The sequence below is a fragment of the Marinomonas sp. IMCC 4694 genome, from assembly GCF_008122525.1.
Lineage (GTDB): Bacteria > Pseudomonadota > Gammaproteobacteria > Pseudomonadales > Marinomonadaceae > Marinomonas.
Genome location: NZ_VSRV01000001.1, coordinates 2,590,875 through 2,615,824, shown reverse-complemented (window position 1 = coordinate 2,615,824; position 24,950 = coordinate 2,590,875). Strand labels below are relative to the sequence as shown.

32 protein-coding genes and 1 pseudogene are annotated in these 24,950 nt (G+C 41.7%); 26 read left to right on the top strand and 7 right to left on the bottom strand.

Going from position 1 to position 24,950, the window contains the following annotated elements:
- Positions 1–122: 122 nt before the first annotated feature.
- The 3 genes from prfB to hisC all read left to right on the top strand — a co-directional run bounded on the left by prfB (position 123) and on the right by hisC (position 3,951).
- A protein-coding gene (prfB, locus tag FXV75_RS11810) for a peptide chain release factor 2 (RefSeq protein ID WP_148833635.1) occupies positions 123–1,218 on the top strand; the annotation gives its coding sequence in 2 pieces (ribosomal slippage) (positions 123–194 and positions 196–1,218; 1,095 coding nt in all).
- Between the two features lie 47 nt (positions 1,219–1,265).
- On the top strand, positions 1,266–2,768 hold the full coding sequence (gene lysS / locus FXV75_RS11805) for a lysine--tRNA ligase (RefSeq protein WP_148833633.1): 1,503 nt from the start codon (positions 1,266–1,268) through the stop codon (positions 2,766–2,768).
- A 115-nt stretch (positions 2,769–2,883) separates the two neighbouring features.
- Complete coding sequence (hisC, locus tag FXV75_RS11800; RefSeq protein WP_148833631.1) at positions 2,884–3,951, top strand: histidinol-phosphate transaminase; 1,068 nt, start codon at positions 2,884–2,886, stop codon at positions 3,949–3,951.
- Positions 3,952–4,201: 250 nt separating this feature from the next.
- Here hisC and FXV75_RS11795 read toward each other — a convergent pair whose 3' ends face one another.
- The gene (locus tag FXV75_RS11795) at positions 4,202–5,164 is read right to left on the bottom strand and encodes an integron integrase (protein ID WP_148833629.1); all 963 of its coding nucleotides are present in this window, start codon (positions 5,162–5,164) and stop codon (positions 4,202–4,204) included.
- Positions 5,165–5,548: 384 nt separating this feature from the next.
- Here FXV75_RS11795 and FXV75_RS11790 point away from each other — a divergent pair, with 384 nt between their 5' ends.
- From FXV75_RS11790 to FXV75_RS11725, 14 genes are all read left to right on the top strand, one after another.
- A complete protein-coding gene (locus FXV75_RS11790; RefSeq protein WP_148833627.1) occupies positions 5,549–5,863 on the top strand; it encodes a hypothetical protein in 315 nt (104 codons plus the stop codon).
- Positions 5,864–5,892: 29 nt separating this feature from the next.
- Positions 5,893–6,117: a hypothetical protein gene (locus tag FXV75_RS11785; RefSeq protein WP_148833625.1), complete on the top strand. Its 225-nt coding sequence runs from the start codon at positions 5,893–5,895 to the stop codon at positions 6,115–6,117.
- A 134-nt stretch (positions 6,118–6,251) separates the two neighbouring features.
- Positions 6,252–6,842 (top strand): hypothetical protein, encoded by a 591-nt coding sequence (locus FXV75_RS11780; protein WP_148833611.1) that lies wholly within the window; start codon positions 6,252–6,254, stop codon positions 6,840–6,842.
- A 150-nt stretch (positions 6,843–6,992) separates the two neighbouring features.
- Positions 6,993–7,580 (top strand): porin family protein, encoded by a 588-nt coding sequence (locus FXV75_RS11775; protein WP_187424887.1) that lies wholly within the window; start codon positions 6,993–6,995, stop codon positions 7,578–7,580.
- A 244-nt stretch (positions 7,581–7,824) separates the two neighbouring features.
- Positions 7,825–8,028, top strand: coding sequence for a hypothetical protein (locus FXV75_RS11770; protein ID WP_148833621.1), 204 nt, complete (start codon positions 7,825–7,827; stop codon positions 8,026–8,028).
- 88 nt (positions 8,029–8,116) lie between these two features.
- On the top strand, positions 8,117–8,641 hold the full coding sequence (locus FXV75_RS11765; RefSeq protein WP_148833619.1) for a hypothetical protein: 525 nt from the start codon (positions 8,117–8,119) through the stop codon (positions 8,639–8,641).
- Positions 8,642–8,778: 137 nt separating this feature from the next.
- Complete coding sequence (locus FXV75_RS11760; RefSeq protein ID WP_148833617.1) at positions 8,779–9,549, top strand: hypothetical protein; 771 nt, start codon at positions 8,779–8,781, stop codon at positions 9,547–9,549.
- 145 nt (positions 9,550–9,694) lie between these two features.
- Positions 9,695–10,531, top strand: coding sequence for a helix-turn-helix domain-containing protein (locus tag FXV75_RS11755; protein ID WP_148833615.1), 837 nt, complete (start codon positions 9,695–9,697; stop codon positions 10,529–10,531).
- Positions 10,532–10,611: 80 nt separating this feature from the next.
- The gene (locus tag FXV75_RS11750; RefSeq protein ID WP_148833613.1) at positions 10,612–11,061 is read left to right on the top strand and encodes a GNAT family N-acetyltransferase; all 450 of its coding nucleotides are present in this window, start codon (positions 10,612–10,614) and stop codon (positions 11,059–11,061) included.
- A 52-nt stretch (positions 11,062–11,113) separates the two neighbouring features.
- A complete protein-coding gene (locus FXV75_RS11745; protein ID WP_148833611.1) occupies positions 11,114–11,704 on the top strand; it encodes a hypothetical protein in 591 nt (196 codons plus the stop codon).
- A gap of 188 nt (positions 11,705–11,892) precedes the next feature.
- Positions 11,893–12,147, top strand: coding sequence for a type II toxin-antitoxin system Phd/YefM family antitoxin (locus FXV75_RS11740; protein WP_148833603.1), 255 nt, complete (start codon positions 11,893–11,895; stop codon positions 12,145–12,147).
- Complete coding sequence (locus tag FXV75_RS11735; protein WP_148833609.1) at positions 12,140–12,403, top strand: Txe/YoeB family addiction module toxin; 264 nt, start codon at positions 12,140–12,142, stop codon at positions 12,401–12,403. Before FXV75_RS11740 ends, FXV75_RS11735 begins: the two co-directional genes overlap by 8 nt.
- 123 nt (positions 12,404–12,526) lie before the next feature.
- On the top strand, positions 12,527–13,588 hold the full coding sequence (locus FXV75_RS11730) for a ParA family protein (RefSeq protein ID WP_148833607.1): 1,062 nt from the start codon (positions 12,527–12,529) through the stop codon (positions 13,586–13,588).
- Positions 13,578–14,468, top strand: coding sequence for an SIR2 family NAD-dependent protein deacylase (locus tag FXV75_RS11725; protein ID WP_262368609.1), 891 nt, complete (start codon positions 13,578–13,580; stop codon positions 14,466–14,468). Before FXV75_RS11730 ends, FXV75_RS11725 begins: the two co-directional genes overlap by 11 nt.
- On the opposite strand, the gene FXV75_RS11720 is transcribed toward FXV75_RS11725, so the two are convergent.
- Entirely contained in the window at positions 14,443–15,390 is a 948-nt protein-coding gene (locus FXV75_RS11720; protein ID WP_148830984.1) for an IS30 family transposase, read from the bottom strand. The two genes, FXV75_RS11725 and FXV75_RS11720, sit on opposite strands and share 26 nt — an antisense overlap.
- Before the next feature lie 335 nt (positions 15,391–15,725).
- Here FXV75_RS11720 and FXV75_RS11715 point away from each other — a divergent pair, with 335 nt between their 5' ends.
- The 6 genes from FXV75_RS11715 (at position 15,726) to FXV75_RS11685 (ending at position 18,171) form a co-directional block, all read left to right on the top strand.
- On the top strand, positions 15,726–15,980 hold the full coding sequence (locus FXV75_RS11715) for a type II toxin-antitoxin system Phd/YefM family antitoxin (RefSeq protein WP_148833603.1): 255 nt from the start codon (positions 15,726–15,728) through the stop codon (positions 15,978–15,980).
- Complete coding sequence (locus FXV75_RS11710; protein WP_148833601.1) at positions 15,973–16,236, top strand: Txe/YoeB family addiction module toxin; 264 nt, start codon at positions 15,973–15,975, stop codon at positions 16,234–16,236. The genes FXV75_RS11715 and FXV75_RS11710 overlap by 8 nt, the downstream gene beginning before the upstream one ends.
- Before the next feature lie 160 nt (positions 16,237–16,396).
- Positions 16,397–16,612, top strand: coding sequence for an addiction module protein (locus FXV75_RS11705; RefSeq protein ID WP_148833599.1), 216 nt, complete (start codon positions 16,397–16,399; stop codon positions 16,610–16,612).
- 379 nt (positions 16,613–16,991) lie between these two features.
- The gene (locus FXV75_RS11695) at positions 16,992–17,516 is read left to right on the top strand and encodes a GNAT family N-acetyltransferase (protein WP_148833598.1); all 525 of its coding nucleotides are present in this window, start codon (positions 16,992–16,994) and stop codon (positions 17,514–17,516) included.
- A 126-nt stretch (positions 17,517–17,642) separates the two neighbouring features.
- Positions 17,643–17,894, top strand: coding sequence for a type II toxin-antitoxin system Phd/YefM family antitoxin (locus FXV75_RS11690; RefSeq protein WP_001250181.1), 252 nt, complete (start codon positions 17,643–17,645; stop codon positions 17,892–17,894).
- Complete coding sequence (locus FXV75_RS11685) at positions 17,884–18,171, top strand: type II toxin-antitoxin system RelE family toxin (protein WP_187424885.1); 288 nt, start codon at positions 17,884–17,886, stop codon at positions 18,169–18,171. The genes FXV75_RS11690 and FXV75_RS11685 overlap by 11 nt, the downstream gene beginning before the upstream one ends.
- A 139-nt stretch (positions 18,172–18,310) precedes the next feature.
- Here FXV75_RS11685 and FXV75_RS11675 read toward each other — a convergent pair.
- From FXV75_RS11675 to FXV75_RS11655, 5 genes and pseudogenes are all read right to left on the bottom strand, one after another.
- Positions 18,311–18,415: pseudogene (locus FXV75_RS11675) on the bottom strand (type II toxin-antitoxin system RelE/ParE family toxin); the annotation flags it as partial.
- On the bottom strand, positions 18,412–18,633 hold the full coding sequence (locus FXV75_RS11670; RefSeq protein WP_148833594.1) for a TA system antitoxin ParD family protein: 222 nt from the start codon (positions 18,631–18,633) through the stop codon (positions 18,412–18,414). The gene FXV75_RS11670 and the pseudogene FXV75_RS11675, both read right to left, overlap by 4 nt.
- A 258-nt stretch (positions 18,634–18,891) precedes the next feature.
- Positions 18,892–20,775 (bottom strand): 1-deoxy-D-xylulose-5-phosphate synthase, encoded by a 1,884-nt coding sequence (gene dxs, locus FXV75_RS11665; RefSeq protein WP_222863170.1) that lies wholly within the window; start codon positions 20,773–20,775, stop codon positions 18,892–18,894.
- Between the two features lie 51 nt (positions 20,776–20,826).
- On the bottom strand, positions 20,827–21,708 hold the full coding sequence (locus tag FXV75_RS11660) for a polyprenyl synthetase family protein (protein WP_148833592.1): 882 nt from the start codon (positions 21,706–21,708) through the stop codon (positions 20,827–20,829).
- Positions 21,705–21,947 carry an exodeoxyribonuclease VII small subunit gene (locus tag FXV75_RS11655; RefSeq protein ID WP_148833590.1) on the bottom strand — a complete coding sequence of 81 codons (243 nt, stop codon included), beginning with the start codon at positions 21,945–21,947 and terminating at the stop codon, positions 21,705–21,707. The genes FXV75_RS11660 and FXV75_RS11655 overlap by 4 nt, the downstream gene beginning before the upstream one ends.
- Positions 21,948–22,121: 174 nt before the next feature.
- Between FXV75_RS11655 and pomA the strand changes: the two genes are divergently transcribed.
- The 3 genes from pomA to dapB all read left to right on the top strand — a co-directional run bounded on the left by pomA (position 22,122) and on the right by dapB (position 24,886).
- Positions 22,122–22,877, top strand: a complete 756-nt coding sequence (gene pomA, locus FXV75_RS11650; RefSeq protein WP_148833588.1) for a flagellar motor protein PomA — start codon at positions 22,122–22,124, stop codon at positions 22,875–22,877.
- Between the two features lie 64 nt (positions 22,878–22,941).
- Positions 22,942–23,934: a flagellar motor protein MotB gene (locus FXV75_RS11645; RefSeq protein ID WP_148833586.1), complete on the top strand. Its 993-nt coding sequence runs from the start codon at positions 22,942–22,944 to the stop codon at positions 23,932–23,934.
- Between the two features lie 151 nt (positions 23,935–24,085).
- Positions 24,086–24,886, top strand: a complete 801-nt coding sequence (gene dapB / locus FXV75_RS11640; RefSeq protein WP_148833584.1) for a 4-hydroxy-tetrahydrodipicolinate reductase — start codon at positions 24,086–24,088, stop codon at positions 24,884–24,886.
- The last annotated feature ends 64 nt before the right edge of the window (positions 24,887–24,950 follow it).

Genomic DNA, 24,950 nt, shown 5'->3' with positions numbered 1-24,950 from the left:
GCCCACAAAAAATGGTCTGTTTTTCCATCATTGGGTAGCGAATGGCATTTTATGCTGCGAGTAAATTCGTTACAATTCCGAATCACTTTTATTCACACTGTTTATAGCAAATTGACGCCAATATGGAAATAAACCCGATACTTTCTAAGATAAAAGACCTTTCTGCCCGTGCTTTAACCCTTCGGGGGTATCTTTGACTACGAGTCAAAGAAAGAACGCTTAGAGGAAGTTAACCGAGAACTGGAAGATCCTGCGATTTGGAACGATCCAGACTACGCCCAAAAGCTGGGCAAAGAGCGTGCTGCATTAGAGGCGGTTGTTGAGACATTAGACAGCATGGAGTCCGGTGTAAACGACGCCAAAGAACTGCTAGACCTTGCGGTCGAAGAAGACGACGAGGACTCCGTAGAAGCGGTGCAACTTGAACTGGAAGAGCTAGAGGCTCTGCTGGCTAAGTTAGAGTTCCGTCGTATGTTCTCCCATGAGATGGACGAAAATAGCGCCTTCTTGGACATTCAGTCCGGCTCTGGTGGTACCGAAGCCCAAGATTGGGCCAACATTTTGCTGCGCATGTATTTGCGTTGGGGCGAAGACAAGGGCTTTAAAGTCGAGCTGATGGAAGTTTCAGCGGGTGACGTGGCCGGTATTAAGTCGGCGACCATTCGTTTTGAAGGCGAATACGCCTTTGGCTGGTTACGTACGGAAACAGGTGTGCATCGTTTGGTGCGAAAATCACCGTTTGACTCGGGCAACCGTCGTCATACCTCGTTTGCTTCTGTGTTTGTGTCGCCTGAAATTGACGATAACGTGGACATCGAGATTAACCCTGCGGACATTCGTACCGATACCTACCGTTCATCCGGTGCGGGTGGTCAGCACGTAAACACCACAGATTCCGCCGTTCGTATTACTCACGTGCCAACGGGCATCGTGGTGCAATGTCAGAATCAGCGTTCGCAACACGCCAACCGCGATTTCGCCATGAAACAACTTCGTGCCAAATTGTACGAGTTTGAAATGATGAAACGTAACGAAGCCGCGCAAGCCGTGGAAGACAGCAAATCCGACATTGGTTGGGGTAGCCAGATTCGTTCTTACGTATTGGATGCGTCGCGCATTAAAGATTTGCGTACCGGCGTAGAAACCTCTAACACGGGCGCCGTGCTGGATGGCAATTTAGACCAGTTTATTATTGCCAGCTTGAAGCAAGGTCTGTAACGCACTGTTTCTTATTTAGAATATTTAAAAGAGTAGATAGCAAAATCATGGCTAACGAAAACAACACAGAATCCACAGCACAATCCGATGACAACCGATTAGTCGCAGAACGTCGCAGCAAATTAGCGGCCATTCGCACCGAGCGCAATGCCTACCCAAACACGTTTCGCCCTGATGCGTACGCGGCTGACTTACAAGCCGAATTTGGTGAGCACGAGAAAGCCGACTTAGAAGAAAAAGACCATAAAGTCAGCATCGCGGGTCGTATCGTTCGTAACCGTGGCGCTTTCATGTTGTTGCAAGACATGACAGGACAAATTCAGGCATACGTAAACCGTAAAGCCTTGTCTCCAGAATTGCTTGCTGATCAAAAAAGATGGGATTTGGGCGATATCATCGGTATTTCTGGCCCTGTACACAAATCCGGTAAAGGCGATTTGTACATCGACATGCAAGAAGCGCAATTGTTAACCAAAGCTTTGCGTCCTTTGCCAGATAAGCATCATGGCTTGTCTGACATGGAAATGCGTTACCGCCAACGCTACGTGGATTTGATCGTTAACGAAGAGTCTCGTGCCACTTTCCAAATGCGTTCTAAAATCATTTCTACGATTCGTCGCTTCTTAGAAGATCGTCGTTTCATGGAAGTGGAAACGCCTATGCTGCAAACCATTCCAGGTGGTGCGTCGGCGCGTCCTTTCGTCACGCACCACAATGCGATGGACATGAGCATGTACTTGCGCATCGCCCCAGAACTTTACTTGAAGCGTTTGGTTGTGGGTGGTTTTGAGCGTGTGTTCGAGATCAACCGTAACTTCCGTAACGAAGGCACCTCGACTCGCCATAACCCAGAATTCACCATGATCGAGTTCTACCAAGCCTACGCCGACTACAAAGATCTGATGGACCTTACTGAAGCCATGTTGCGTGAAGTGGCTGAGAAAGTATTGGGCACCACAACCGTGACGTACCAAGGGTCAGAATACGACTTTGGTGCGCCGTTTGTTCGTATGACCATGTTGGATTCGATTCTGCATTACAACCCAGAGTTGACCGCGGACGATGTTAGTACCATCGAAAAAGCCACTGTGGTGGCTAAGAACCTAAAAATCGACGTGAAACCGATTTGGGGCTTGGGCAAGTTGTGGACAGAAATCTTTGAAGAAACGGCGGAGCACAAGCTCGATCAACCGACCTTTATTACCGAATACCCAGCGGAAGTCTCGCCGCTTGCGCGTCGTAACGATCACAATGACTTTATTACCGATCGCTTTGAATTCTTTGTCGGTGGTCGTGAAATTGCCAATGGTTTCTCGGAGTTAAATGATCCAGAAGACCAAGCGGAACGTTTTATGCGTCAAGTCGCCGAAAAAGACGCCGGTGATGACGAAGCCATGCATTACGATGCGGACTACATCAATGCCCTAGAATACGGCTTGCCACCAACCGCGGGTGAAGGTATCGGTATCGATCGTTTGGTGATGTTGTTCACCGATGCGCCGTCTATTCGTGATGTCTTGTTGTTCCCACATATGAAGCCTCAGGACTGATCCAAGGCCGGGCAGTGACTGACAGATTAATGTATTGATAAGGCCTCTTTTGAGGCCTTATTTTGTTTTTACCCTCTATTATGACGTACCACTATTAACGTACAACGGAGCATCCATGAGTCGTTTTTGGACAGATAAAATCGCTTCTCTTGACCCTTATGTGCCAGGCGAACAACCGCAAGACAAAAAGTACATTAAGCTAAACACCAACGAAAGCCCGTATGCTCCTTCTTCTAAAGCCTTAGATGCCATGGCCGCAGAAGTCAGTGAGCGTTTACGTCTTTACCCTGATCCGAATGGCGTTACGCTGAAAACAGCATTGGCAAAAAGCTATTCGTTGAACACGGATCAGGTGTTTGTTGGTAATGGTTCCGACGAAGTATTGGCGCTGGCGTTTATGGGGTATTTTGCTGGTGGCAAGCCATTGGCGTTTGCGGATATCACCTACAGTTTTTACAAAGTCTATGCGGGTTTATACAGCATTGAGCCTCACTTGATCCCATTGGACGATGATTTCAACATCGTACCGACAGATTATGAAAATCTAGACGTATCCGGCGTGGTCGTGACCAACCCGAATGCGCCAACAGGTAAAGCCTTGCCGCTTGCCGACATCGAAGCCATTCTGAACGCCAACCCAGACGTCGTGGTACTGGTGGACGAAGCTTATGTGGATTTCGGCGCGCAAAGTGCCTCTGTGTTGGTGAATCAATACCCGAACCTTCTCGTCGTGCAAACCCTGTCAAAATCTCGCGCTTTAGCTGGGATTCGTGTTGGCTATGCCTTGGGACACCCTGATTTGATCGAAGGGCTAGAGCGTTTAAAAAACTCCTTCAACTCTTATCCGATCGACCGCATCGCTTTGGCCGGCGCTACTGCCGCAGTAGAAGACGAAAGCTACCTAAAAGAAATCTGCGACAAAACCATCGCCACACGCGAGCAATCTGTCAAAGAGTTAGAAGCGCTGGGTTTTACGGTATTGCCATCGGCGACCAACTTCGTCTTTGTGACCCACCCAGAGAAAAACGCCGAACAGATTTACCTTGCGCTAAAAGAACAGGGCATCTTGGTACGCTTCTTTGGTAGCCACAAACCACGCATTGGCAACTACCTACGCATCACCATAGGCACAGACGCCGAAATGGCCGCCTTAACCACGGCATTGAAAGCCTTGCTTGCCTGAACACGTCGCCATCATCCACTTTAATTGACCGCGAAACGGGTTGAATACGAGTACCCGTTTCTTCCCCTTTTCTCTACAAGGGGAAGACGGTGTGTTCACCGTGACCAACCAAAAAACCTATTTACGCGATATTATTTTTTGATCTCGCTCACCGACTGTGCCTTGGTGCTTTTTCCCACTATTAACTCCAAAACAGAGCTCATTGTTGACTTTTTTTTCAAGGGTCATTGGTTCTTCATTAATGGCCATGTTACAACAGCTGGTCAATTGGACTACTGGTTCCTGCAAAATGCTCTCCAATCACATGTGTATAAATCTGAGTAGTTGACACGTCGTTATGACCTAGGAGTTCTTGAACGGTTCTTATGTCTCGCCCTGCCATTAGTAAGTGGGTCGCAAAAGAATGACGGAATGTATGGCAACTTACCCTTTTGTCTAAAATATTCGCTGCACGCACGGCTTTTTTTAACACTTTTCTAGGAACGGACTCATGCAAATGATGGCGACATAATTCACCTGTCACGGGATGAGAGCAAATAAATACTGAAGGGAATAAAAACATCCAGCTAAATTGTCGAAAAGCATTAGGGTATTTTCTACCTAAAGCAGCAGGTAAAGAAGGGCCGTAGCCTTTTGAGTTATCCTCTTGTTGGATCTTCTGGGCATAAGCTTTTTGGATATTGATCGATTTCGCTAATTTACGACTTAAAACAGTCGTTCTGTCCTTGTTGCCCTTACTACAACGTATCGCTAAGCTACTTTGCTCTACATTAATATCTTGAATACGAATTCGTAAACATTCACTAATTCTCAGCCCTGATCCATACAATAAAGAAAAAATTAAGTGGTCTCGCTCATTCAGAGTAGCAAGTATCCTTTGTATTTCAGGAGGAGACAAAACAATGGGTAGCCGCCTACCTTGCTTAGCATGTTGAAAACCTAAATCACCTAATGGTTGATCTAATAGTTTGTTATATAAAAAAGCGAGGGCATTTAATGCTACTTTTTGAGTATTAACCGCAACATTTTTTTCTACTGCAAGAAATGATAAAAAATCGCGCACTTCCTCTGAACCCATGTTGGTTGGATGTTTGAGCTGGTGGTAACGAATGAAGTACTTAATCCAATACAGATAAGACTTTTCTGTTTTTAAGCTATAACCGCGTAAGCGAAGTTCGCTTCTAATAAAGTTGAGAAAAGGGCTCGATGACATCACACGCTCCTTGTGGATAAAAGAAAAATACTGTATGAATATACAGTTTATTTTTTTGATTGCCAATTCTTTGCTCGTTTTGTCTAAAAAATATTCATTGTTTTGCGCGTTTATACTGGTAGTTAAATAAAAAGTCTTTTAGTATCAATGAATAATAATTTCCAGTGCTGAGATGACGTGCTGGGGATAAGCGTGATAACGCGCACGCTCGTTTAGCCAGATTTCGATTTTTTGGATATATTTATAAACTAATTATAATTCAGTGGTTTATAGAGATATTTGAAGAGTTTTAAAAATGTGAAAACGCGCATGCGCACTATTAAAATGTTAGGTGCTTAAATATCTTGTGCCAATTTTTACTATAAAAATCTACGGAGAGAGGCTGTGAAAAAAATTTCATTGATTTGCTTGTTGTTTGTTTTGGTAGGTTGCAGTGCCAGTCCGCAATTTCTTCGCGGTCATTATTATATGACTGGAGATAGTAATTGTAGATACTCAAGAGAAAGAACGGATACTTCAATTAATTGTTACAATTCTGATGATGAACTTACTGGCTATAGAAATGCTATGACTGATCAGCAGCTACAAATGTATCAATTTAATAAGCAGCAAGAAGAGCAGAAGCGCCAGCAAAATAAGGTTAAAAATACTAACTGCTACAGAACTGTCACTGGTGGTATGAATTGCACAACATATTAATAAAGTTATCAAACTGTTGAGGTGGGAGAATGAATAAAGGGATCGAATTACTTTACGTTGCTAAAAATGGCAGGGAGCTTAATGCTAATGAATGTTTGGAAATTAACAAGGCATTAGCTGTTATTAAGGTCGACGACATTCCAGAAGAACAATTAGGTAACGTTAAAGATTATTTAATAACCGCTCTCAACATGAATTCTGTTGAGCAAAGTTTAATAAAACCTTTAGATAACCTTTTGGGTTTTATGCAATAAATCACCTAACAAAAAGCTGCAAGCGACACATTTTATTACGCCGTTTTTGTGCATGTGTCGCGAGCTCCAATTTTTGCACAAAAACGCTACATAAAATGCGCGCCTGAGCTTGGCGTTAGCCATCAGAGGAAGCTATGAGTAAATATCAATGTAAAAAATACGTAGCTGATTCCAGAAGAGGAGACGGTTCTCAGAAAGTAATCTCATTTCTACTTACTTCACCAGAAGATATCCTTGACATTACTGATAACTTCATTCTGAATGCCTTGGATAAAGAAAACCTATCTTCAGCAATTGGCACTTATTTTTATAGATTTAAAAATGATTCATCACCTTTTATTAAAATAGGGGAATGTACTCGAAAAGAGGGGATTTCTGTTAGATTCAAACGAGGCTGGCATGGAACAAAAAAATACTCTGATAGCTACTTAGGGAAAATTAAAGGTAATAAAGAAACAGATAGTAGGTTCTTTATGGAAATTAATAAAATATCCTCAGAGAACCCTGCATATTTTGTGTTTTACGAGCATTGTTTATCGCAATCATACCCCAAAATTGATGAGATATATGCATATAGAACTCATAGACGCTTATACAAAAAAGTTACACTCAGTCCTGAGCGTATGAATGGTAATGCTATGCTTGCTCGCAAATTAATATGGCATAAATCTGCATTTTCGGAAGTGTTTAGGTGCAAATTCCCAGATGGTAGTGAATATGGCTAACAAGGCCATCAAGTCGGATTCGTAACATTTGGCTCGGTTCTGCTTCATTTCATTTCACATTATAGCAAACTGTTACTCACCGCTTATGGCGGCGTTAGTTTTGCAGCCCACAATTCTAGCGTTATTTATTTTTTGGGCATGGAGTTTAAAATGAAAAAATTAGTATTAGCATCAGCTTTATTGTTATCAATGGGAACAATTCAGGCTGCAGAGTCTGTTCGTTGGGATAGTGCGTCTTTATCTTATCAATCAGTAGATTTAGACGGCGATAAACTAACAGGTTTTGGTATCTCAGGAACAAAATTAGTTAGTGATAATGTATTTATAGCTGGTAGCTACGCGTCAGTGTCTGATGATATTGATGTTTTTGGTTCTAAAGTGGATGTGGATTTTAATACATTATCTATTGGGCTAGGTTATCGTCATGCGATTTCTAGCACTACTGATTTCTTTGGTATCGTTTCGTATCAAGATATGGAAATTGAAGCATCTTTCCAAGGAAACTCTGAAGGTGAGAGTGAAAACGGATATGGTCTTCAAGCAGGTATTCGTTCATTAGTTACAGAAAACATTGAGTTAAGTGGCTCACTTAGTTATGTAGATATTGCCGATGAATCTGAGACCGGTTTTAATGTCTCGGCAATGTATCACTTTACAGAACAATTTTCTGCTGGTGTTGGTTACGGTAAGTCAGATGACGTAGATTCTATCAGTTTATCTGCAACTATCTTTTTCTAAGTTAATGCAAAACTAACAAGTTGCTCAACAGGACAAAATACAGTTTGCTCGGCTCGTACCTCGCCAATTTTAGCAAACTGTCTTTTGCCCGTTAGCAAGGCGTTATGTGAGGACACGAATAGTGAGAATTATACTACCTGGAATCTTTCTGTTGTCGTTTAGCACTCTCGTCAATGCAGCCGAACTGACTACATTTCAGTACAAAAGTCATTCTGATGACATATATGAGTTACGAGATGGCACTGTGTTTAAAAAAACCGGATATGGCTATGTTGGCTATATGGGATACAACCAAGAGGTCATTTTTCTTGAGGGGGATATCGTCTGCATGAATGGTGATCAGTATGCATACAAACTATATGAAGTTGGGAGCAGCTACCACTATTCAAAAACAACGTATTCTGGCGCAGAAGCCTACGCTAAATTTGAAGAGATATGTGGTGAGTGATCTTCTGGCATGGTTACAAAAAGCACATAACAAGGCCATGCACGCGACAAGCGCGTGATGGCGGCGTTAGCTGCCCAAGGAAGAGTTCATGATTCGCAAAGTTTTAGTTATTACAATATTAGCCATTTCTATTATATTTTCTTGGAATTACTTTTCATTGCAAAAAAATATTTCTGAGATCGTTGAATCAGATTCAAGAAATACAGGGATTAGTGTTTATTCACACTTTAATTGGTTTATAAATCCCAATGTTATTGTTTTTGATATCAGGGATGTTTCTTCAGAAAAGAGTCCAATGGATGTTTCAAGAGTCTTATTGCAATTATCGGCAAAACTAAAAGAAAATGAATACGAAAGCATTATTTTATCTTTTAAAGGTAAACCTAAATTCATGTTAAAAGGTGATTTTTTTAAAGCTACAGGTCTTGAGTATGGTACTCAAAATCCTGTTTATACGCTTAGAAGTTTACCTCAAAATGTATATAACCTTGATGGTACCAATGCATTTTCAACTTGGACAGGTGGTTTACTAGGTGTTTTAGGTAAACAAATGGAAGACTTAAGTGAGTTCCATAAACAATGGTATGTTAAGAACTTAGTGTCTGGCAGCTAACAAGTTGCTCAAAAGGACAAAAAACAGTTTGCTGTTTTTCGTTCCTCAAACATTTTAGCAAACCATTTTTTGCCTCTTAGCAAGGCGTTATGTTTTAAGTGTTCCAATCTACCATTAGTGAAAATAAGGAAGTTATTGTGTTTAAAGTCAGTTCAATTTTTATTGTTTTTTTTACTTTGTTGCAAGTTGCTGGGTGTGCCAGTACATCTTCAAGTTATCCAAATGTATATCATGACTCTTCAAAATCAACAGATGAAACAATACTCAGATTACCAAATTTAGAAGAGCTATCAACAGTAGAAGTTGGCGAAAACATGTATGAGAAGTCTTATTTAATGCCTAAAAATACCTACAGTGTTAAGTTGTTAGATAATGTTTTAATTGATAATGGTAAAGGTAGACAATATGCATGGTTAGCACTTGGCTTGGTTGGTGCTGCTATAATGGAGTCGACAGCAGATAAAGATGAATTAAGTATGAAAAAAGGTTCTTCCTTTATGCTTTTAGTGTGGGGTAATAATGGGTATAAGACAATCTGTAGTGCTTCAAATAACTGTTTAATTGATCCTAATAATCTTGGCAGTTTTACACATAATGGGGTCTATCCTAATGGTAATCTCAAGAAACTTGATGCACCTATAAAATATAAATTAATTCCAACTCCTCCAGAATTCAAAGAAGATTCATTTAAATATGCAGCTTTATACCAAGGTATTGTGGGTAACAAAATTAAAATCTCTTTTAGAGAGTTTTATAAAAATCTAGCAAGACCTGCATTTTCACAAGAAATTGATTATGAACTAGATCAAAATGGTGAAACAATGATTGGTTTTAAGGGGCTGAGAATTGCTGTAGAGAAAGCCACAAACCTTGATATTACTTATAAAGTTATCAAGGACTATAAGTAGTTAAAACATAACAAGCCATTCAAAAGGACTAAAACAGTTTGCTCGTTTTTTGCAAAGAAACGCAAAAAAGCAATCCAACAATTTTAGCCTCTTAATGGGGCGTTAGCAGTCACAGACATAGTCAGCAACGAGGTAGAGAGTTTGAATGAAAAGCTGGAAGCTATCACCGAAAATAGAGGATGTAGCTAGATATGTTGAGTGCTACTGGTTTTTAGAAAAAGAATTACATGATCAGAGCTTTAGCTATCCCAAACTGAATCCAGATCCTTCTTCTCATTTAATTGTTTCGAATTTGAATAGTACATATGAGTATACGCATAGCAATAAAACTCAGAATGTTAGTGGAAGTCATTGGATATTCCCTCACCTCAAAACATTTACGATGGATCACTCGGCTCCTTTCAAAATTGTTGGGGTCAAATTTAAAATAGGGGCGCTCTATTCTTTAAAAATGAATAACCTTAGCTCTAAGTTAGATAAGGTTGAGACGATCGATGTGAATCATCTCATTGGCTCGAGGACATTTAGTTCAGATCAGCTCTTAATGAATGCTGCAGAACAAAAGCAACAAGTATGCAATATTCTGGACGAAGAGCTCTTGCCCTGGTTATCTGACTGTCACGAAGATAAGCACAGTCATTTAGTTCGTCAGATTATGTTATTACTTGGCGATACAGCTATAGCTGAAATCGGGGAAAAGTTGCATCGTTCACAGCGTACTATTGAGCGAAGCTTTGCAAGAGTAACAGGCCTGTCCATGAAGCAACCTCAATCCATGATTCACCTAGAAGAGATACTTAACTATTTGTACCAGCTTAATAAAGAAGACATAAACTGGGTTGATGTTGCCAATAAGTACGGTTTTTCAGACCAACCCCATTTGATTCGCCACCTCAAGAGTTCTATTGGCAAAACACCCGCTAGTTACGCACTGGATCGAGATCTCACCATAGACATCTATGGCAATTTTGAGTTTGATTGAAAATTGTCGTTTTTCTTCAATCTGTATTGATCGCGGCTCATTAGAATGTCCGCTATCAATTCATACATAGAGGTTAAACGATGAAAGCACACATTCGTCAGTATAAGGTTTCTGATTTAGAGGGCGTTCTTAATTCATGGGAGGTTGCAACACGATTAGCTCATCCGTTCATGACCGATGAGTTTATTGCTCAAGAGCGGACAAACGTAGCTGAAATATATATGCCTAATACAGATACATGGGTCGCCGAACTTGAAGGTGAGGTTAAAGGCTTTATTGCGCTTATGGGTAACGAAGTTGGGGCGATTTTTCTTCAACCCAATTGTCATGGGCAAGGTATTGGCAAGGCTTTAATGGATAAAGCTCAAGAAATCCATGGTAATCTTGAAGTTGAGGTATTTAAAGTAAACAATATAGGTCGTAACTTCTATTCAGAATATGGCTTTGAACAACTAGAAGAAAAGCTCCATAAGCCAACAGGGCAGCAAGTGTTGCGCCTGAAATTTACTGCTAACAAGGCCAAGCACTAGGATGCTCGCAAGCTCGCACCTGTGTTGGCGGCGTTAGCCATCAGAGGAAGCTATGAGTAAATATCAATGTAAAAAATACGTAGCTGATTCCAGAAGAGGAGACGGTTCTCAGAAAGTAATCTCATTTCTACTTACTTCACCAGAAGATATCCTTGACATTACTGATAACTTCATTCTGAATGCCTTGGATAAAGAAAACCTATCTTCAGCAATTGGCACTTATTTTTATAGATTTAAAAATGATTCATCACCTTTTATTAAAATAGGGGAATGTACTCGAAAAGAGGGGATTTCTGTTAGATTCAAACGAGGCTGGCATGGAACAAAAAAATACTCTGATAGCTACTTAGGGAAAATTAAAGGTAATAAAGAAACAGATAGTAGGTTCTTTATGGAAATTAATAAAATATCCTCAGAGAACCCTGCATATTTTGTGTTTTACGAGCATTGTTTATCGCAATCATACCCCAAAATTGATGAGATATATGCATATAGAACTCATAGACGCTTATACAAAAAAGTTACACTCAGTCCTGAGCGTATGAATGGTAATGCTATGCTTGCTCGCAAATTAATATGGCATAAATCTGCATTTTCGGAAGTGTTTAGGTGCAAATTCCCAGATGGTAGTGAATATGGCTAACAAGGCCATCAAGTCGGATTCGTAACATTTGGCTCGGTTCTGCTTCATTTCATTTCACATTATAGCAAACTGTTACTCACCGCTTATGGCGGCGTTAACTTTCTACTAAATATAACATGTCTTTTTAACTGTACAACTTTGAGGGTCTACGTTAGACTTGTCTTCTAAATTGTACAAGAGGAAGTGTTATGAGAGTCGTATCCTTTACTGAAGCTAGAAATGGTTTAAAGTCTGTCTTAGACAATGTTGTAAACGATGCCGATACTACCGTAATCACCAGAAGAGACTCTGAGGACGCGGTTGTTATGTCATTAGATTACTATAATAGCTTGATGGAAACTGTTTACTTACTTAAGTCACCCGCTAATGCTGCTCATTTAGCGAAGTCTATTTCCCAATTTAAAAAAGGTGAATATTCTCAAAAGGAATTGATGGATGACTAAAAGATTACTGTCATGGACTGATGAATCTTGGAAAGACTATTTATATTGGCAAACTCAAGACAAAAAGACCCTCAAGCGTATTAATAAGCTTGCACTAGATGCTAAACGTTCACCTTTTGATGGCATTGGAAAACCTGAGCCACTAAAGGAAAACCTGAGCGGGCTATGGTCTCGAAGAATTGATGAGACCAATCGGTTAGTCTATGCAGTTGATGGTGATTCCATAGTCATCATTTCTTGTCGTTACCATTATTAAATTGATGTGGAAAAAGTTAACAAAAATTTTGAAGTCGGATGTGCCGGAAGAGCGTCGGCACACCGCTTAAAATGGTGTTAACTGCCTTTGCCAGCCTAATCAGATTATTAAGGAAAAATAAAAATGAAGACCATTGCAATATTTAATAATAAAGGCGGTGTAGGAAAAACCACCTTTTGTGCAAATTTGGCGACCCATTTTGCCATGAAGCACAATAAAAGGGTCTTGGTATTAGATTTAGATCCACAGGCTAATATAACTCACTATATGTTGGGGGATGAATTGGCCAGCGAGGTTATAGCTCCATATTATGATCGTAATCTTGAAAAACCACACCAAACTATAGTTGATGCGTTCGATAATTATGAAGTTGGTGAAAGTACTATTAACACCGATGTTACTCCAATATTTTGTGAAAGGTTCCACGCTTCTATCATTGCGGGAAATCCATTTTTAGCTTCGTATGAAGATATACTTAGTAAGAAATGGAATGAGCTTTCTGACCCTGACAGTGTAAGTGGGATGAGAATATCAAATTGGATAAATACAATTTTAGAAACGCAAAAAGAAAATTATGATTACGTTTTTATAGACTTAAGCCCTAGTCTAGGTGCAATTAATCGAACAGCTTTACTTGCATCTGACTTTTTCATCTCACCTATGAGTTGCGATATATTCAGTTTGGTCGCAATAAAAAATATCAAACAATGGTTTGAGAAATGGGTACCTTACTATAATTCAAAATATGAAACGTTCAAAACTGAAAAAGAACATATCTGGGATAAAATTAAGGCAGATCTAAAGCCGAAAGTAACTATTGATAGTGGGTTCTTAGGATACACTCTTCAATCTTATATTTCTCGTAAGCATGCAGATGGAACAGTTAGAACAACTCAGTCATACCAACGAATTATTGATAATTTCGAACCTGAAATTGATGCAAATTTAAGTATATTTAAAAAACCAGAAATTAATACGCATGCTGAATTAAATTTGGGCGAAATTCCTCATATGTTTGGCATTTTAGCTTTGTCTCAATTTGTTGGTGCTCCAATTGCTACATTGAATTCAACAGATGGAATGGCAGGGTCACAATATACTCAAGCAAAGAACTATATTAAAGCGTTCGATGTGATTTCTGACCGTGTTATGCATAACCTTGGAGATGTTAGTGATGTGGCCTGATTCTCTTGTTAGAGAAATTGTTGAGAAGCGCTGTATTATTCATCTGGGATCTGGAATGTCATGTCAGTCAGTCGATGAACATGGAAATAGACCGCCTAGTTGGGAGGCTCTATTACATACATTAAAAGATTCAACTTTAAGTGAAGCAGAAGATAAAAATCTTGTTGATGAATTTATTTCTCAGAAAAAGTATTTAGATGCAGCAGAGGTGATTCGTACTAAGGGAAGTCCTGCTGAATATAATGCAAAAATACGTGAGATATTTATTGAAAACAACTTTATTCCTTCTACTGCGCATAAGGACTTGGTAAATATTTCACCAAGGATATTCTCAACTACAAACTATGACACGTTAGTAGAGGGCGCTCTAATTGAGAATTCTGGACATAATTCATTTACTCAATATGAACATACACGGGATGGGTTACTTGACTCAGTAAGATCTCCGAGCACAATACTAATTAAAATGCATGGTTGTGCTAAACATGCAGCCGATACAATACTCAGCCGTTCAGACTATTTTAATTTACGTAAAAAGCACCGTTCATTTTTTGAACTTACATCGTCATTATATAAACTAAATACAGTGCTTTTTATTGGTTGTGGTATTGAGGATCCTGATATTAATTTGATTCTTGAAAACAACAATATTGAAACAGACACAACAAACCCTAGCTATGCCATGGTTGGGTCAAAATCATACGCAGCAAGAATTAAGGATACTATTAAAAGCCAATACAATATTGAATTGATTATTTATGAGCAATCCAATGAAGGCGATCATAGTAAATTCGAGATTAAATTAAATGAATTGAAAGCCCTGAATTCAAGCCCGAAGTGCGACACTTTTCACTTCAAGCAACTAAGCACATTTCTTTAAACACTACGGCTGGTTGCTTGAACCCTAAACACTTCCTTGGACGATTATTTATTCGTCTCATTGCGAAGTGTATTCTCTCTTCTGTAACACGCCTTAAATCAGTACCTTTGGGCACATATTGCCTTAGGAGTCCGTTGCTATTTTCGTTTGCTCCACGTTCCCAAGAACTGTATGGATGAGCAAAATACACTGTCGTTTCTAATGCTTCGGCTATCTCAGCGTGATACGCGAACTCTCGACCATTATCTGCTGTGATCGTGTGAACATGATCTTTAAAAGGCAACAATAGCTCTATGGTTGCTTGAGTCACATCTTTGGCTGATTTCGAATCCACTTTCTTTATAAGGTAAAAACGTGTCTTTCTTTCTAGCAAGGTGACGATTGAGCCTGAGCCGTGCTTACCTAAAACAGTGTCTATCTCCCAGTCTCCAAAGCGCTTTTTGGTATCAACAATCACAGGCCGATCATCAATGGATACCTTATTCTTAATCACTTCAGCTTTTGTTCTCTGGCCTTTCCGGTAGCGTTTTCTTCCTTGCCTCAAATGGCGGTAAAGTGTCCCTTTGTTTCTTTTGTCATCATGGATATATTGGTAAATCCATTCATGACTGACGGGAACACCGCAGTTTTTGAGTACGTTAGAGACTTGCTCAGGACTCCAGTCGATTTCAATTAAAATACGAATAAAATCAATTGTCTTTGATGATATGCGATATTTTGCCGCTGTCTTCCGCCTTATCAAACAAGCTCTTTGGGCTTTGTCAGGGCAATATTCTGTTACTTTTTTATTCCGCTTTAACTCACGGTAAATCGTAGCTCTATGACAATTCAGGGTGAGCGCAATATTTGCCACTGATATTTCTTGCCCTAAAAGAGCGGAAATCTGGTATCTTTTGCCTTCGGTCAACTGCTGATAATTCATGTTGGTACTGCTTTATCTGTGGTAAGAAGAAGTGTATCAACTTCAGCAGTTGGCTTCTTCTACACCTGATTTGCAGTGTCGCACTTATTATCTGAATTTAGGGATAAGGTTGATTTAATACGAACTAAATATGGCTCAATAAGTTAGGCAGTTAACAAGTCAATGCACTCGGACTTGTTAAAGCTGTCACATTTTTTGTTCCAAAAAATCCGCCAGCCTCACCAAGCCGGTGATTGAAGTGTTAACTTTCTACTATATATAACATGTCTTTTTAACTGTACAACTTTGAGGGTCTACGTTAGACTTGTCTTCTAAATTGTACAAGAGGAAGTGTTATGAGAGTTGTATCCTTTACTGAAGCTAGAAATGGTTTAAAGTCTGTCTTAGACAATGTTGTAAACGATGCCGATACTACCGTAATCACCAGAAGAGACTCTGAGGACGCGGTTGTTATGTCATTAGATTACTATAATAGCTTGATGGAAACTGTTTACTTACTTAAGTCACCCGCTAATGCTGCTCATTTAGCGAAGTCTATTTCCCAATTTAAAAAAGGTGAATATTCTCAAAAGGAATTGATGGATGACTAAAAGATTACTGTCATGGACTGATGAATCTTGGAAAGACTATTTATATTGGCAAACTCAAGACAAAAAGACCCTCAAACGTATTAATAAGCTTGTACTAGATGCTAAACGTTCACCTTTTGATGGCATTGGAAAACCTGAGCCACTAAAGGAAAACCTGAGCGGGCTATGGTCTCGAAGAATTGATGAGACCAATCGGTTAGTCTATGCAGTTGATGGTGATTCCATAGTCATCATTTCTTGTCGTTACCATTATTAAATTGATGTGGAAAAAGTTAACAAAAATTTTGAAGTCGGATGTGCCGGAAGAGCGTCGGCACACCGCTTAAAATGGTGTTAATTGCTATGTTTGTAAATTTATTACTCTTGATTCTATAAACTGCTAAACTAACTACGGTCAAATTGTTTGGGGATAGTTTATGTCAAAAGCTCTTAAAAACCTTATGGATAGCATTGATAAAATGAGTACTAAAGAGAAAGCCTTAGCTGCTCATTGTTTATTATCATCAATGGATGGTCTTGCAGATGATGACGTTGAACAGGAGTGGTTATCACTTGCAGAAAAACGAAGCAATGAATTGGAAAGCGGTAAAGTTAGCCCGACTACATGGGGCCAAATCAAGCAAAAACTGTAAGCTATATGCCTGAATTATTATTTTACCCAGACACTACAGAAGAAATAAAATCCTCCTTTGATGGGTATTAAGAACAAGTAAAAGGTCTTGGGTACGAGTTCGTAGAAGAGATAGACGATGCCTTTAATTCTATCCAATCCTTACCGCAAACTTGGCCTAAAGTGGGACAATATTATAGGCGCTTTATCTTAAGTCGATTCCCGTATTCTGTTATTTATAAAAACGTAGGCGAAAAAATAATTTATGTTGTTGCGATTATGCATAACCATCGCAAGCTAGGGTATTGGAATGATCGCAATTAACAATACGATTAAGCCGGGTTTTCACGAAGAGCGCGTAAAAACCGCTTAGCAAGGCGTTATACCGCTAGGGGAATGAAGTGTTTGATATAGCAAGAGCAGTTTTTCCTGATGACTTAAAGGATGTTCTTGATCTGTACCGTGAGTATGTCAGTAGCACCTCGGTCGACCTTTCTTTTCAAGGTAATGATCAAGAATTTAATCAGTTACCTGAAAAATATAGCTCCGAAGAGTCAAAGATTTTTTTGCTAAGAAAAGACGGTAAACCTGTTGGGTGTGCAGCATTTCGAAGATTGGATGATGCTGTCTGTGAGATGAAGCGAGTTTATATTCGACCGAGCACCCGTGGTAGTAATCAGGGGGCCAAACTGGTCGACAAAGTGTTGCAAGAGGCGGTTATCAGTGGGTACAAGAAAATTTGTTTAGATGTTCTGCCTGAGTTCAAAACTGCCTTGAAATTATATAAGTCATATGGGTTTGTTGAACATCCCCCCGTGACGGATAACCCCGTTCAAGGAACGCACTTCTTGTGCTTGGATCTAGAGCAGTATAACCAGTGCATCAAATTCGTTCCCGGCCTGACGGCCGTCCACTGGACGCCCTAGTCGGGCGCCGTTTATGCAAGCGTTATTCCTCTTAGAAAAGCGTTATGCCTCTTTTGTAAATCTCTAGCAATTACTTAAATTAAGGTCTAAAGTCAGGTCTTATTTTAATGTTTATATGGTGAGGTTATGAGACAGGTATTAGCGAATTGCTCTGCTAGTATTTCAGAGTTAAAGAAAAATCCAACTGCTCTTTTGAATGAGGCTGATGGTTCAGCTATTGCAATCCTTAACCACAACAAACCCGCAGCTTATCTTGTACCGGCTGAAACTTATGAGTATTTGATGGATATGCTTGATGATTATGAGCTTTCCCAAATAGTAGATAGTCGTCGTGGTGATTTGTCGCAAGCCGTGGAAATCAATATTGATGACTTATAAGTTAACGTTTTTGCCTGCAGCCCAAAAGGAGTGGAGTAGGCTGGCGCCAACTATTCAGAGTCAATTTAAAAAGAAACTCAAAGAAAGGCTAGAAAACCCCCACGTCCTATCATCAAAGTTACGGGGTTATGATTCTGTTTACAAAATCAAACTTCGTACAGCTGGTTATCGTTTAGCTTATGAAGTCATCGACAATGACGTTGTCGTTTACGTACTCGCTGTTGGTAAACGAGATAAAGACGCTGTTTATAAGACGCTCGCCTCACGCTTCAGTTAGCGGCATAACAAACGCTTCAAGAGGGACAGCCAACGCGCGGCATGGTTACTATGCGTTGGTTTTTGTGGTTACGGTGTTATGCGGAAAGTTAGTAGTAGCGTTGGCTTACCATTAAGCGGGCGTTATGATTCATGTCAGTTCAGGAGATATTTTTCATATCGCGATAAAAATTCTCATGAGAACCTAAAGCCATCAGTTCGAGAGTAACGGTGCCATCTTCGTAGCTGTAGCCAAGTAATCTTAGCCAAAGTGGTATTCCTCAAGTTTACCGGCTTCTTTTTCGGCTTTGGCAATGATTGCTTGTTTTACGAATTTATAGGGTAAATCGGGGTTATCTTCCATCATTTCACCGATTTTAGCCCAGTGTTCAATTTGTTTTGGTGTTGTACGGTTTAGGGCTTTAGCCATAATAGCTGCCTTATCAACCAAATCTTGGTCAAGTCGAATGCTTGCAGTAGACATAATAAAATCTTTCTAGTGTGGTAAAAGAAGTGTAGCGAATTGCTACATTTGGGGTAATACGAATCATGTGCTCAAAAAGTTCTTTGTAACAATCTGCCGATAGTCTGATGCTTATGAGACAGCTGACGGTGGCGCTTTAAATGTATTGGCTTTTTTAGTGAGTACAGCCAAATGGTAGTTTGAAAAGAAACAATAAAAAAAACAGGCAGTTGGCCTGTTTTTTGTTATGTCATGGTTTGGTTTTTAGTGCGATGGTGACTAAGATGACAGGGCGCTGAGCTTGGTTTGAATCTGATCCAAAATGCCGTCTGCGTCTAAACCAACACGTTTTAGCATGGATTCATGGCTGGCGTGTTCTTCGTACTGATCTGGTAAGCCGAGCTGTAAAACAGGAAGGGCAATGTGATTGGCTTGTAAGCACTCCACAACTGCAGACCCCGCGCCGCCCATGATGGCGTTTTCTTCCACGGTGACAAAGAGCGTGGCGTCTTTGTGAGCCAACAGAGCTTTTTCATCCAAAGGTTTCACAAAGCGCATGTCGAGTAGCGTTGCGTCTAGTTCATTGGCCGCATGCAAGGCGTCGTAAGTTGGTCGACCAAAGGCACAAATCACAATCCCAGATTCACCTTTTCGTAAAGTGCGAGATTGACCTAATTCAAGCGTGGACAGTGTCGGCTCAATCGTAATGCCTTGACCTGTGCCTCGGGGATAACGAACAGCCGCAGGGCCTTTGTATTCATAACCGGTTTGTAACATTTTACGGCATTCGTCTTCGTCGGACGGTGCCATCACGACCATATTCGGAATACAACGCAGATAGCTCAGATCATAAACACCCGCGTGAGTTGGGCCATCTTCACCGACTAGACCGGCGCGATCGATGGCAAACAATACATCGAGATTTTGCAAGGCGACGTCGTGAATCAATTGATCATAGGCACGTTGTAAAAACGTCGAATAAATGGCCACAACCGGTTTAATGCCATCGCACGCCATGCCGGCCGCTAAGGTAACGGCGTGTTGTTCGGCAATGGCGACATCGAAGTAACGATCGGGAAAGCGTTCGGCGAATTCGATTAAATCTGACCCTTCTTTCATTGCTGGAGTAATGCCAACAACTTTGTCGTCTTGTTCGGCGAGATCGCACAGCCATTGACCAAAGACGGTACAATATTTGGGTGATGGTTTTTTTGATTTATGTGGTTTGGGGTCTGGCTCAATTTTATTGATGGCGTGATAGCCAATAGGGTCGCCTTCGGCGGGTTCGAAGCCTTTGCCTTTTTTGGTGATGACATGCAAAAACTGCGGGCCGGTGCGGTCTTTTAGATTTGCGATGGTGGTCAATAAATGGTCAATGTCATGGCCATCGATAGGACCAATATAATTAAACCCCAGCTCTTCGAACATCATGCCAGGCGATACCATGCCTTTCATGTGTTCTTCGGCTTTTCGTGCTAATTCGAGTGCAGAGGGCAGGCCTGAAAAGACTTTTTGGCCACTTTTGCGAATGTTATCGTAAGTTTTGCTGGCCCAAATACGAGCAAAATAACTGGACAAGGCCCCGACGGGTTTGGAAATCGACATTTCATTGTCGTTTAAAATCACCAGCATATCGGCTTTTACATCACCGGCGTGATTCAGAGCTTCAAACGCCATGCCGGCTGACATGGCGCCATCGCCAATAATGGCAACGGCTTTGCGCCCTGTTTTTAGCTGTCTGGCTGCCAAAGACATGCCTAATGCGGCACCGATAGACGTGCTGGAATGACCGACACCAAAGGTGTCGTATTCGCTTTCGTCACGTTTAGGGAAGCCTGAAATGCCGTTTTCTTGACGAATATTCAGCAAGGCTTCTCGTCGTCCCGTTAAAATCTTATGAGGGTAAGCTTGGTGGCCCACATCCCAGACAATACGGTCTTCAGGTGTGTTGTAAAGGTAATGCAGGGCGACCGTGAGTTCAACGACGCCAAGCCCAGCGCCAAAGTGTCCACCGGTTTGGCCGACACTGTACAGCATAAATTCACGCAGCTCGCGGATGAGTGTCGGCAATTGATCTTTTTTGAAGGCGCGCAAATCCGCCGGCGTATTGACTTGATCCAGCAAGGGGGTGTCGGGTCGAGCTGTGGGTATCTCTTCGAATATGGGCACGGATTTAATCACATTATTAGTTAATCTAAAAAGTGTGTAAGTATATCAGTGGTTACGACCAATAATATAGTTCGCAAGTTCAACTAAAGGTTGGGCTGCATCACCAAATGGGGAAACGGCGCTTATTGCTTGTTTGTGTAAAGAGTGGGCCAGCGCTTGAGCCCCTTCGAGCCCTAATAATTTGGGGTAAGTTGGCTTGTTTGCCTCTTCGTCAGAAAATTGCGCTTTACCCAGTGTGAGAGTATCGCTGGTAATGTCGATAATGTCGTCTTGCACTTGAAAAGCGAGGCCAATGGCGGTGGCGTAGATGTCTAACGCCTGCAAATCGGCCGCCGATGTTGCTCCAGCGCTGATGGCGCCCATATGGACGCTCGCTCTGATCAAGGCGCCTGTTTTATGTTGGTGCATTTGTTCTAAGGCAATTAGGTCGATGTCTTTGCCTACGCTGGCGAGGTCAATCATTTGGCCCGTTACCATGCCGTGTCGGCCTGAGGCCTGAATCAATATTTGCAACAGTTGCAGCTGAATGGCGGCGTTGTCGTGGTGCTTGGCACTTAATAATTCAAATGCAAACGTTTGCAGGGCATCGCCTGCAAGAATGGCGGTGGCTTCGTTGTATTGTATATGGCAAGTGGGTTTTCCGCGTCGCAAGTCATCGTCGTCCATGGCGGGTAAGTCATCATGGATAAGAGAGTAGGCGTGGATGGATTCAAGGGCGGCGGCGCTGGCGTCAGTGAGGCTGTTGGCTTCGCCAAATAAGGAGGCACTGGCGTAAGTCAGCATGGGGCGAATGCGCTTGCCGCCATTCAATAAGCTATAAGACATGGCTTCTTGTAAGTAGGTGGCAGGCCCGTACTCGCTAAGATGTTCGGCCAGATACGTATCGACTCGAGAACGAGCGTAATTAGAGAAATCTTCTAGTGTCACGAATTGGGTTCCGGTTCAAAAGTTTCTAGGTACTCGCCATCTTGTTTTTCGAGCAATATTTGAACTTTCTGCTCAGCTTGTGTCAGAACAGATTGGCATTCTTGGCTGAGCTTAACGCCTTTCTCGAACGCCTTTAATGATTCTTCTAGGGAAAGCTTGTTCGACTCAAGTTGTGCAACGATACTATCGAGCTCACTGAGATTCTCTTCGAAATAGCGGACACTGTTTTTTCGTGACATGTTGACTACTCTTATTTTAACCCACGTTTTGTAACAGAAAATGGTGTGCTATTCGAGGGTGTGTTAATGAAAATTACAAAATTCCTGCAAGAAGATGTCATTCTTAGTCTCTATTTCGTATAGAATTGTAGGAATGTGTGGTTGGCATTATAGCTTTATTGTTGGGAGACGTGTGTGGATATCGCAACGTTAATAGGACTTGTTGGATCGTTTATTGTAATCATCGCGGCTATTTTTGTCGGCGGTTCAGCTGGGATGTTTTTAGACCTTGCTTCTACCCTGATTGTATTGGTCGGTTCTACCTTTGTTATCTTAATGCAATACCCGCTTAGCCAGTTCTTAGGAGCGGGTAAAATCGCGGCGAAAGCCTTTATGTTTAAGAGTGTCCCTTTGGATACTTTAATCGATGAGATTTATGGATTGGCCGATGAAGCTCGTAAAGGCGGTCTATTGTCTTTAGAAGGCAAAGAGGTCAGTCATCCGTTCTTATCAAAAGGCATCCAGATGCTGGTGGATGGTCATGATGGCAACGTGGTTAAAAACCAATTATCCAGAGATATGAGCCAGGCTTATTTCCGGCACACCTCGGGTTCAAAAGTATTTAAATCATTTGGCGACGTGGGTCCTGCTATGGGGATGATAGGAACTTTAGTGGGTTTGGTCCAGATGTTGGCGAACATGTCTGACCCTAAAGCCATTGGCCCTGCGATGGCGGTCGCGTTGCTGACTACGTTGTACGGCGCTATGTTGGCAAACATGGTGTGCTTGCCCATTTCGGCAAAACTAAACATTCGCGCAGACGAAGAGTTGACGTGTCAGAAAATGATACTGGATGCTCTTTTGGCGATTCAATCCGGTCAGAACCCACGTATTTTGGATGGTGCTTTGAAAACCTATATTGCCGAAGGCAAACGTATTGAGCGTGAATAAGACTTTTAGTTGCATTGGCTGTTTTGTTTTTAGTGGCCCTATTTAGCGGTAAATGGATTCAATAATGAGTGATGAAGAAGAACCAGATTGCCCCGAGTGTGTAGAGGGATTGCCCGCTTATATGGGAACCTTTGCCGATCTTATGTCTTTGTTAATGTGTTTTTTCGTGCTTTTGCTGTCGTTTGCTGAGATGGATGTCATTAAGTTTAAGCAAATTGCGGGGTCTTTAAAGTTAGCATTTGGGGTTCAGAGTGAGGTGTCGGCCGAGTCTGTCCCGATGGGAACGTCTATTATAGCCCAAGAGTTTAGTCCAGGTAGACCGGAACCCACCCCGATTAACGAAGTGAAGCAAAAAGCCGATGACACACCCGAAAATACACTGGAAGTTATCTGTCAGCCTGGAGAGTCTGAGCTGAAAGTACAAGAAAACTCAGGGTCTCCCTCTCCTGTGACGGTGGTTGATAAATCTAACGCGGATCTTAAAAAAGAGGAACAAATTCAGCAAACGGAAGGTGATGCGCAAATGGTGGCGTCTGTGATGCGTGAAGAAATTTCGAAAGGCCTAGTAGAGATTGAAACACAGGAAGAAACCATTACGATCCGAATTAAAGACAAAGGGTCATTTGAGTCAGGTTCGGCAGAGTTAAACTATGACTTTATCCCAGTTATGGAAATGATCCGTGAAGTCTTAGTGGGTATTCAAGGGACTATTTCGGTAGAAGGTCATACGGATAACGTGCCCATTGATAGTCGGCAATTTCGTTCTAATTGGCAACTGTCTTCAGCCAGAGCCATTTCAGTTGCGGAGGAGCTCTTTGGTACAGGTCAACTCGACCAGGGCCGTTTTGCTGTAACCGGGTATTCTGATACTAGGCCCCTAGTACCTAATGACACGTCGGCACACCGTGCGACTAATCGACGTGTCGAAATTGTCATTAAGCAGAACGACACCTCTCGACCACTAATGCGAAGCACTCTTGATGAAGTACCATCGGATGGCGTGATTGAATTTGATCGCAGTATGGTGGAGGACTTGGCACCGAACGAAATTTTTTAGCGAGTGAGTGATGTTGTTTAAGGGGGCTTTTTGTCCCCTTTTTATGGTCTCCATGCTGGCTTACTGATTATTAGTACTGAGATTATTGCGTTTTTTTGTTATGGTTTGCCCAGATAACATTGAGGTATTGAGGAATTGAGGAATTGAGATAATGCGAGTAGCTGTGATTGGTGCCTCCGGGCGCATGGGGAAAAATTTGATTACCGCCATAGGTTATGCCGATGGTATGTCGCTGGGTGCGGCCATTTTAAAACCAGGCAGCAGTTTGATCGGTGCTGATGCGGGTGAAATAGCCGGTGTCGGTAAACTGGGTGTGGCAGCCGTGGCTTCGTTGGCAGATTGTGTTAATGATTTTGATGTGCTGATTGATTTTACGACACCGGCATTAACGTTGGAAAATGCGGCGTTTTGTGTTCAACATAAAAAAGCCATTGTGGTCGGAACAACAGGTTTAAATGAGGCAGAGAAAGACGCTTTAGGCTTGGCTTCTGTACAATCTCCCGTTGTCTTCGCCCCTAACATGAGTGTGGGCGTAAATGTGACCCTAAAATTGCTTGCGACTGCGGCAAAAATTCTAGGGGATGACTACGATGTGGAGATCATCGAGGCGCATCATCGCCATAAAGTAGATTCCCCTTCTGGAACGGCATTGCGTATGGGGGAGGTGGTTGCTGAGGCCTTGGGCCGAGATTTAAAAGAGTGCGCTGTGTACGGTCGTGAAGGTCAAACAGGAGCGCGTACGCAAAAAGAGATTGGCTTTGAGACGATCCGAGCAGGGGATGTCGTCGGTGAGCACAGTGTTTGGTTTGCCACCGAAGGTGAGCGTATTGAGATTGCTCATAAAGCGAGCAGTCGCATGACGTTTGCAAAGGGTGCGGTTCGCGCGGCAAGCTGGTTGTCGGGTAAACCAGCGGGCATGTACGATATGCAAGATGTGCTGGATCTTAAGTAAGTATAAGCATACGGTAAAGAATGCTAATAAATAAAAATGGCCGCTAACACTATAGCGGCCATTT

Bases quoted from the DNA above. Each gene is read 5' to 3' on its own strand.
- lysS (WP_148833633.1), top strand. From the start codon at position 1,266: ATGGCTAACGAAAACAACACAGAATCCACAGCACAATCCGATGACAAC.
- hisC (WP_148833631.1), top strand. From the start codon at position 2,884: ATGAGTCGTTTTTGGACAGATAAAATCGCTTCTCTTGACCCTTATGTG.
- FXV75_RS11795 (WP_148833629.1), bottom strand. From the start codon at position 5,164: ATGTCATCGAGCCCTTTTCTCAACTTTATTAGAAGCGAACTTCGCTTA.
- FXV75_RS11785 (WP_148833625.1), top strand. From the start codon at position 5,893: ATGAATAAAGGGATCGAATTACTTTACGTTGCTAAAAATGGCAGGGAG.
- FXV75_RS11780 (WP_148833611.1), top strand. From the start codon at position 6,252: ATGAGTAAATATCAATGTAAAAAATACGTAGCTGATTCCAGAAGAGGA.
- FXV75_RS11775 (WP_187424887.1), top strand. From the start codon at position 6,993: ATGAAAAAATTAGTATTAGCATCAGCTTTATTGTTATCAATGGGAACA.
- FXV75_RS11765 (WP_148833619.1), top strand. From the start codon at position 8,117: ATGATTCGCAAAGTTTTAGTTATTACAATATTAGCCATTTCTATTATA.
- FXV75_RS11755 (WP_148833615.1), top strand. From the start codon at position 9,695: ATGAAAAGCTGGAAGCTATCACCGAAAATAGAGGATGTAGCTAGATAT.
- FXV75_RS11750 (WP_148833613.1), top strand. From the start codon at position 10,612: ATGAAAGCACACATTCGTCAGTATAAGGTTTCTGATTTAGAGGGCGTT.
- FXV75_RS11745 (WP_148833611.1), top strand. From the start codon at position 11,114: ATGAGTAAATATCAATGTAAAAAATACGTAGCTGATTCCAGAAGAGGA.
- FXV75_RS11740 (WP_148833603.1), top strand. From the start codon at position 11,893: ATGAGAGTCGTATCCTTTACTGAAGCTAGAAATGGTTTAAAGTCTGTC.
- FXV75_RS11735 (WP_148833609.1), top strand. From the start codon at position 12,140: ATGACTAAAAGATTACTGTCATGGACTGATGAATCTTGGAAAGACTAT.
- FXV75_RS11730 (WP_148833607.1), top strand. From the start codon at position 12,527: ATGAAGACCATTGCAATATTTAATAATAAAGGCGGTGTAGGAAAAACC.
- FXV75_RS11725 (WP_262368609.1), top strand. From the start codon at position 13,578: ATGTGGCCTGATTCTCTTGTTAGAGAAATTGTTGAGAAGCGCTGTATT.
- FXV75_RS11720 (WP_148830984.1), bottom strand. From the start codon at position 15,390: ATGAATTATCAGCAGTTGACCGAAGGCAAAAGATACCAGATTTCCGCT.
- FXV75_RS11715 (WP_148833603.1), top strand. From the start codon at position 15,726: ATGAGAGTTGTATCCTTTACTGAAGCTAGAAATGGTTTAAAGTCTGTC.
- FXV75_RS11710 (WP_148833601.1), top strand. From the start codon at position 15,973: ATGACTAAAAGATTACTGTCATGGACTGATGAATCTTGGAAAGACTAT.
- FXV75_RS11705 (WP_148833599.1), top strand. From the start codon at position 16,397: ATGTCAAAAGCTCTTAAAAACCTTATGGATAGCATTGATAAAATGAGT.
- FXV75_RS11690 (WP_001250181.1), top strand. From the start codon at position 17,643: ATGAGACAGGTATTAGCGAATTGCTCTGCTAGTATTTCAGAGTTAAAG.
- FXV75_RS11685 (WP_187424885.1), top strand. From the start codon at position 17,884: ATGACTTATAAGTTAACGTTTTTGCCTGCAGCCCAAAAGGAGTGGAGT.
- FXV75_RS11670 (WP_148833594.1), bottom strand. From the start codon at position 18,633: ATGTCTACTGCAAGCATTCGACTTGACCAAGATTTGGTTGATAAGGCA.
- FXV75_RS11655 (WP_148833590.1), bottom strand. From the start codon at position 21,947: ATGTCACGAAAAAACAGTGTCCGCTATTTCGAAGAGAATCTCAGTGAG.
- FXV75_RS11645 (WP_148833586.1), top strand. From the start codon at position 22,942: ATGAGTGATGAAGAAGAACCAGATTGCCCCGAGTGTGTAGAGGGATTG.
- dapB (WP_148833584.1), top strand. From the start codon at position 24,086: ATGCGAGTAGCTGTGATTGGTGCCTCCGGGCGCATGGGGAAAAATTTG.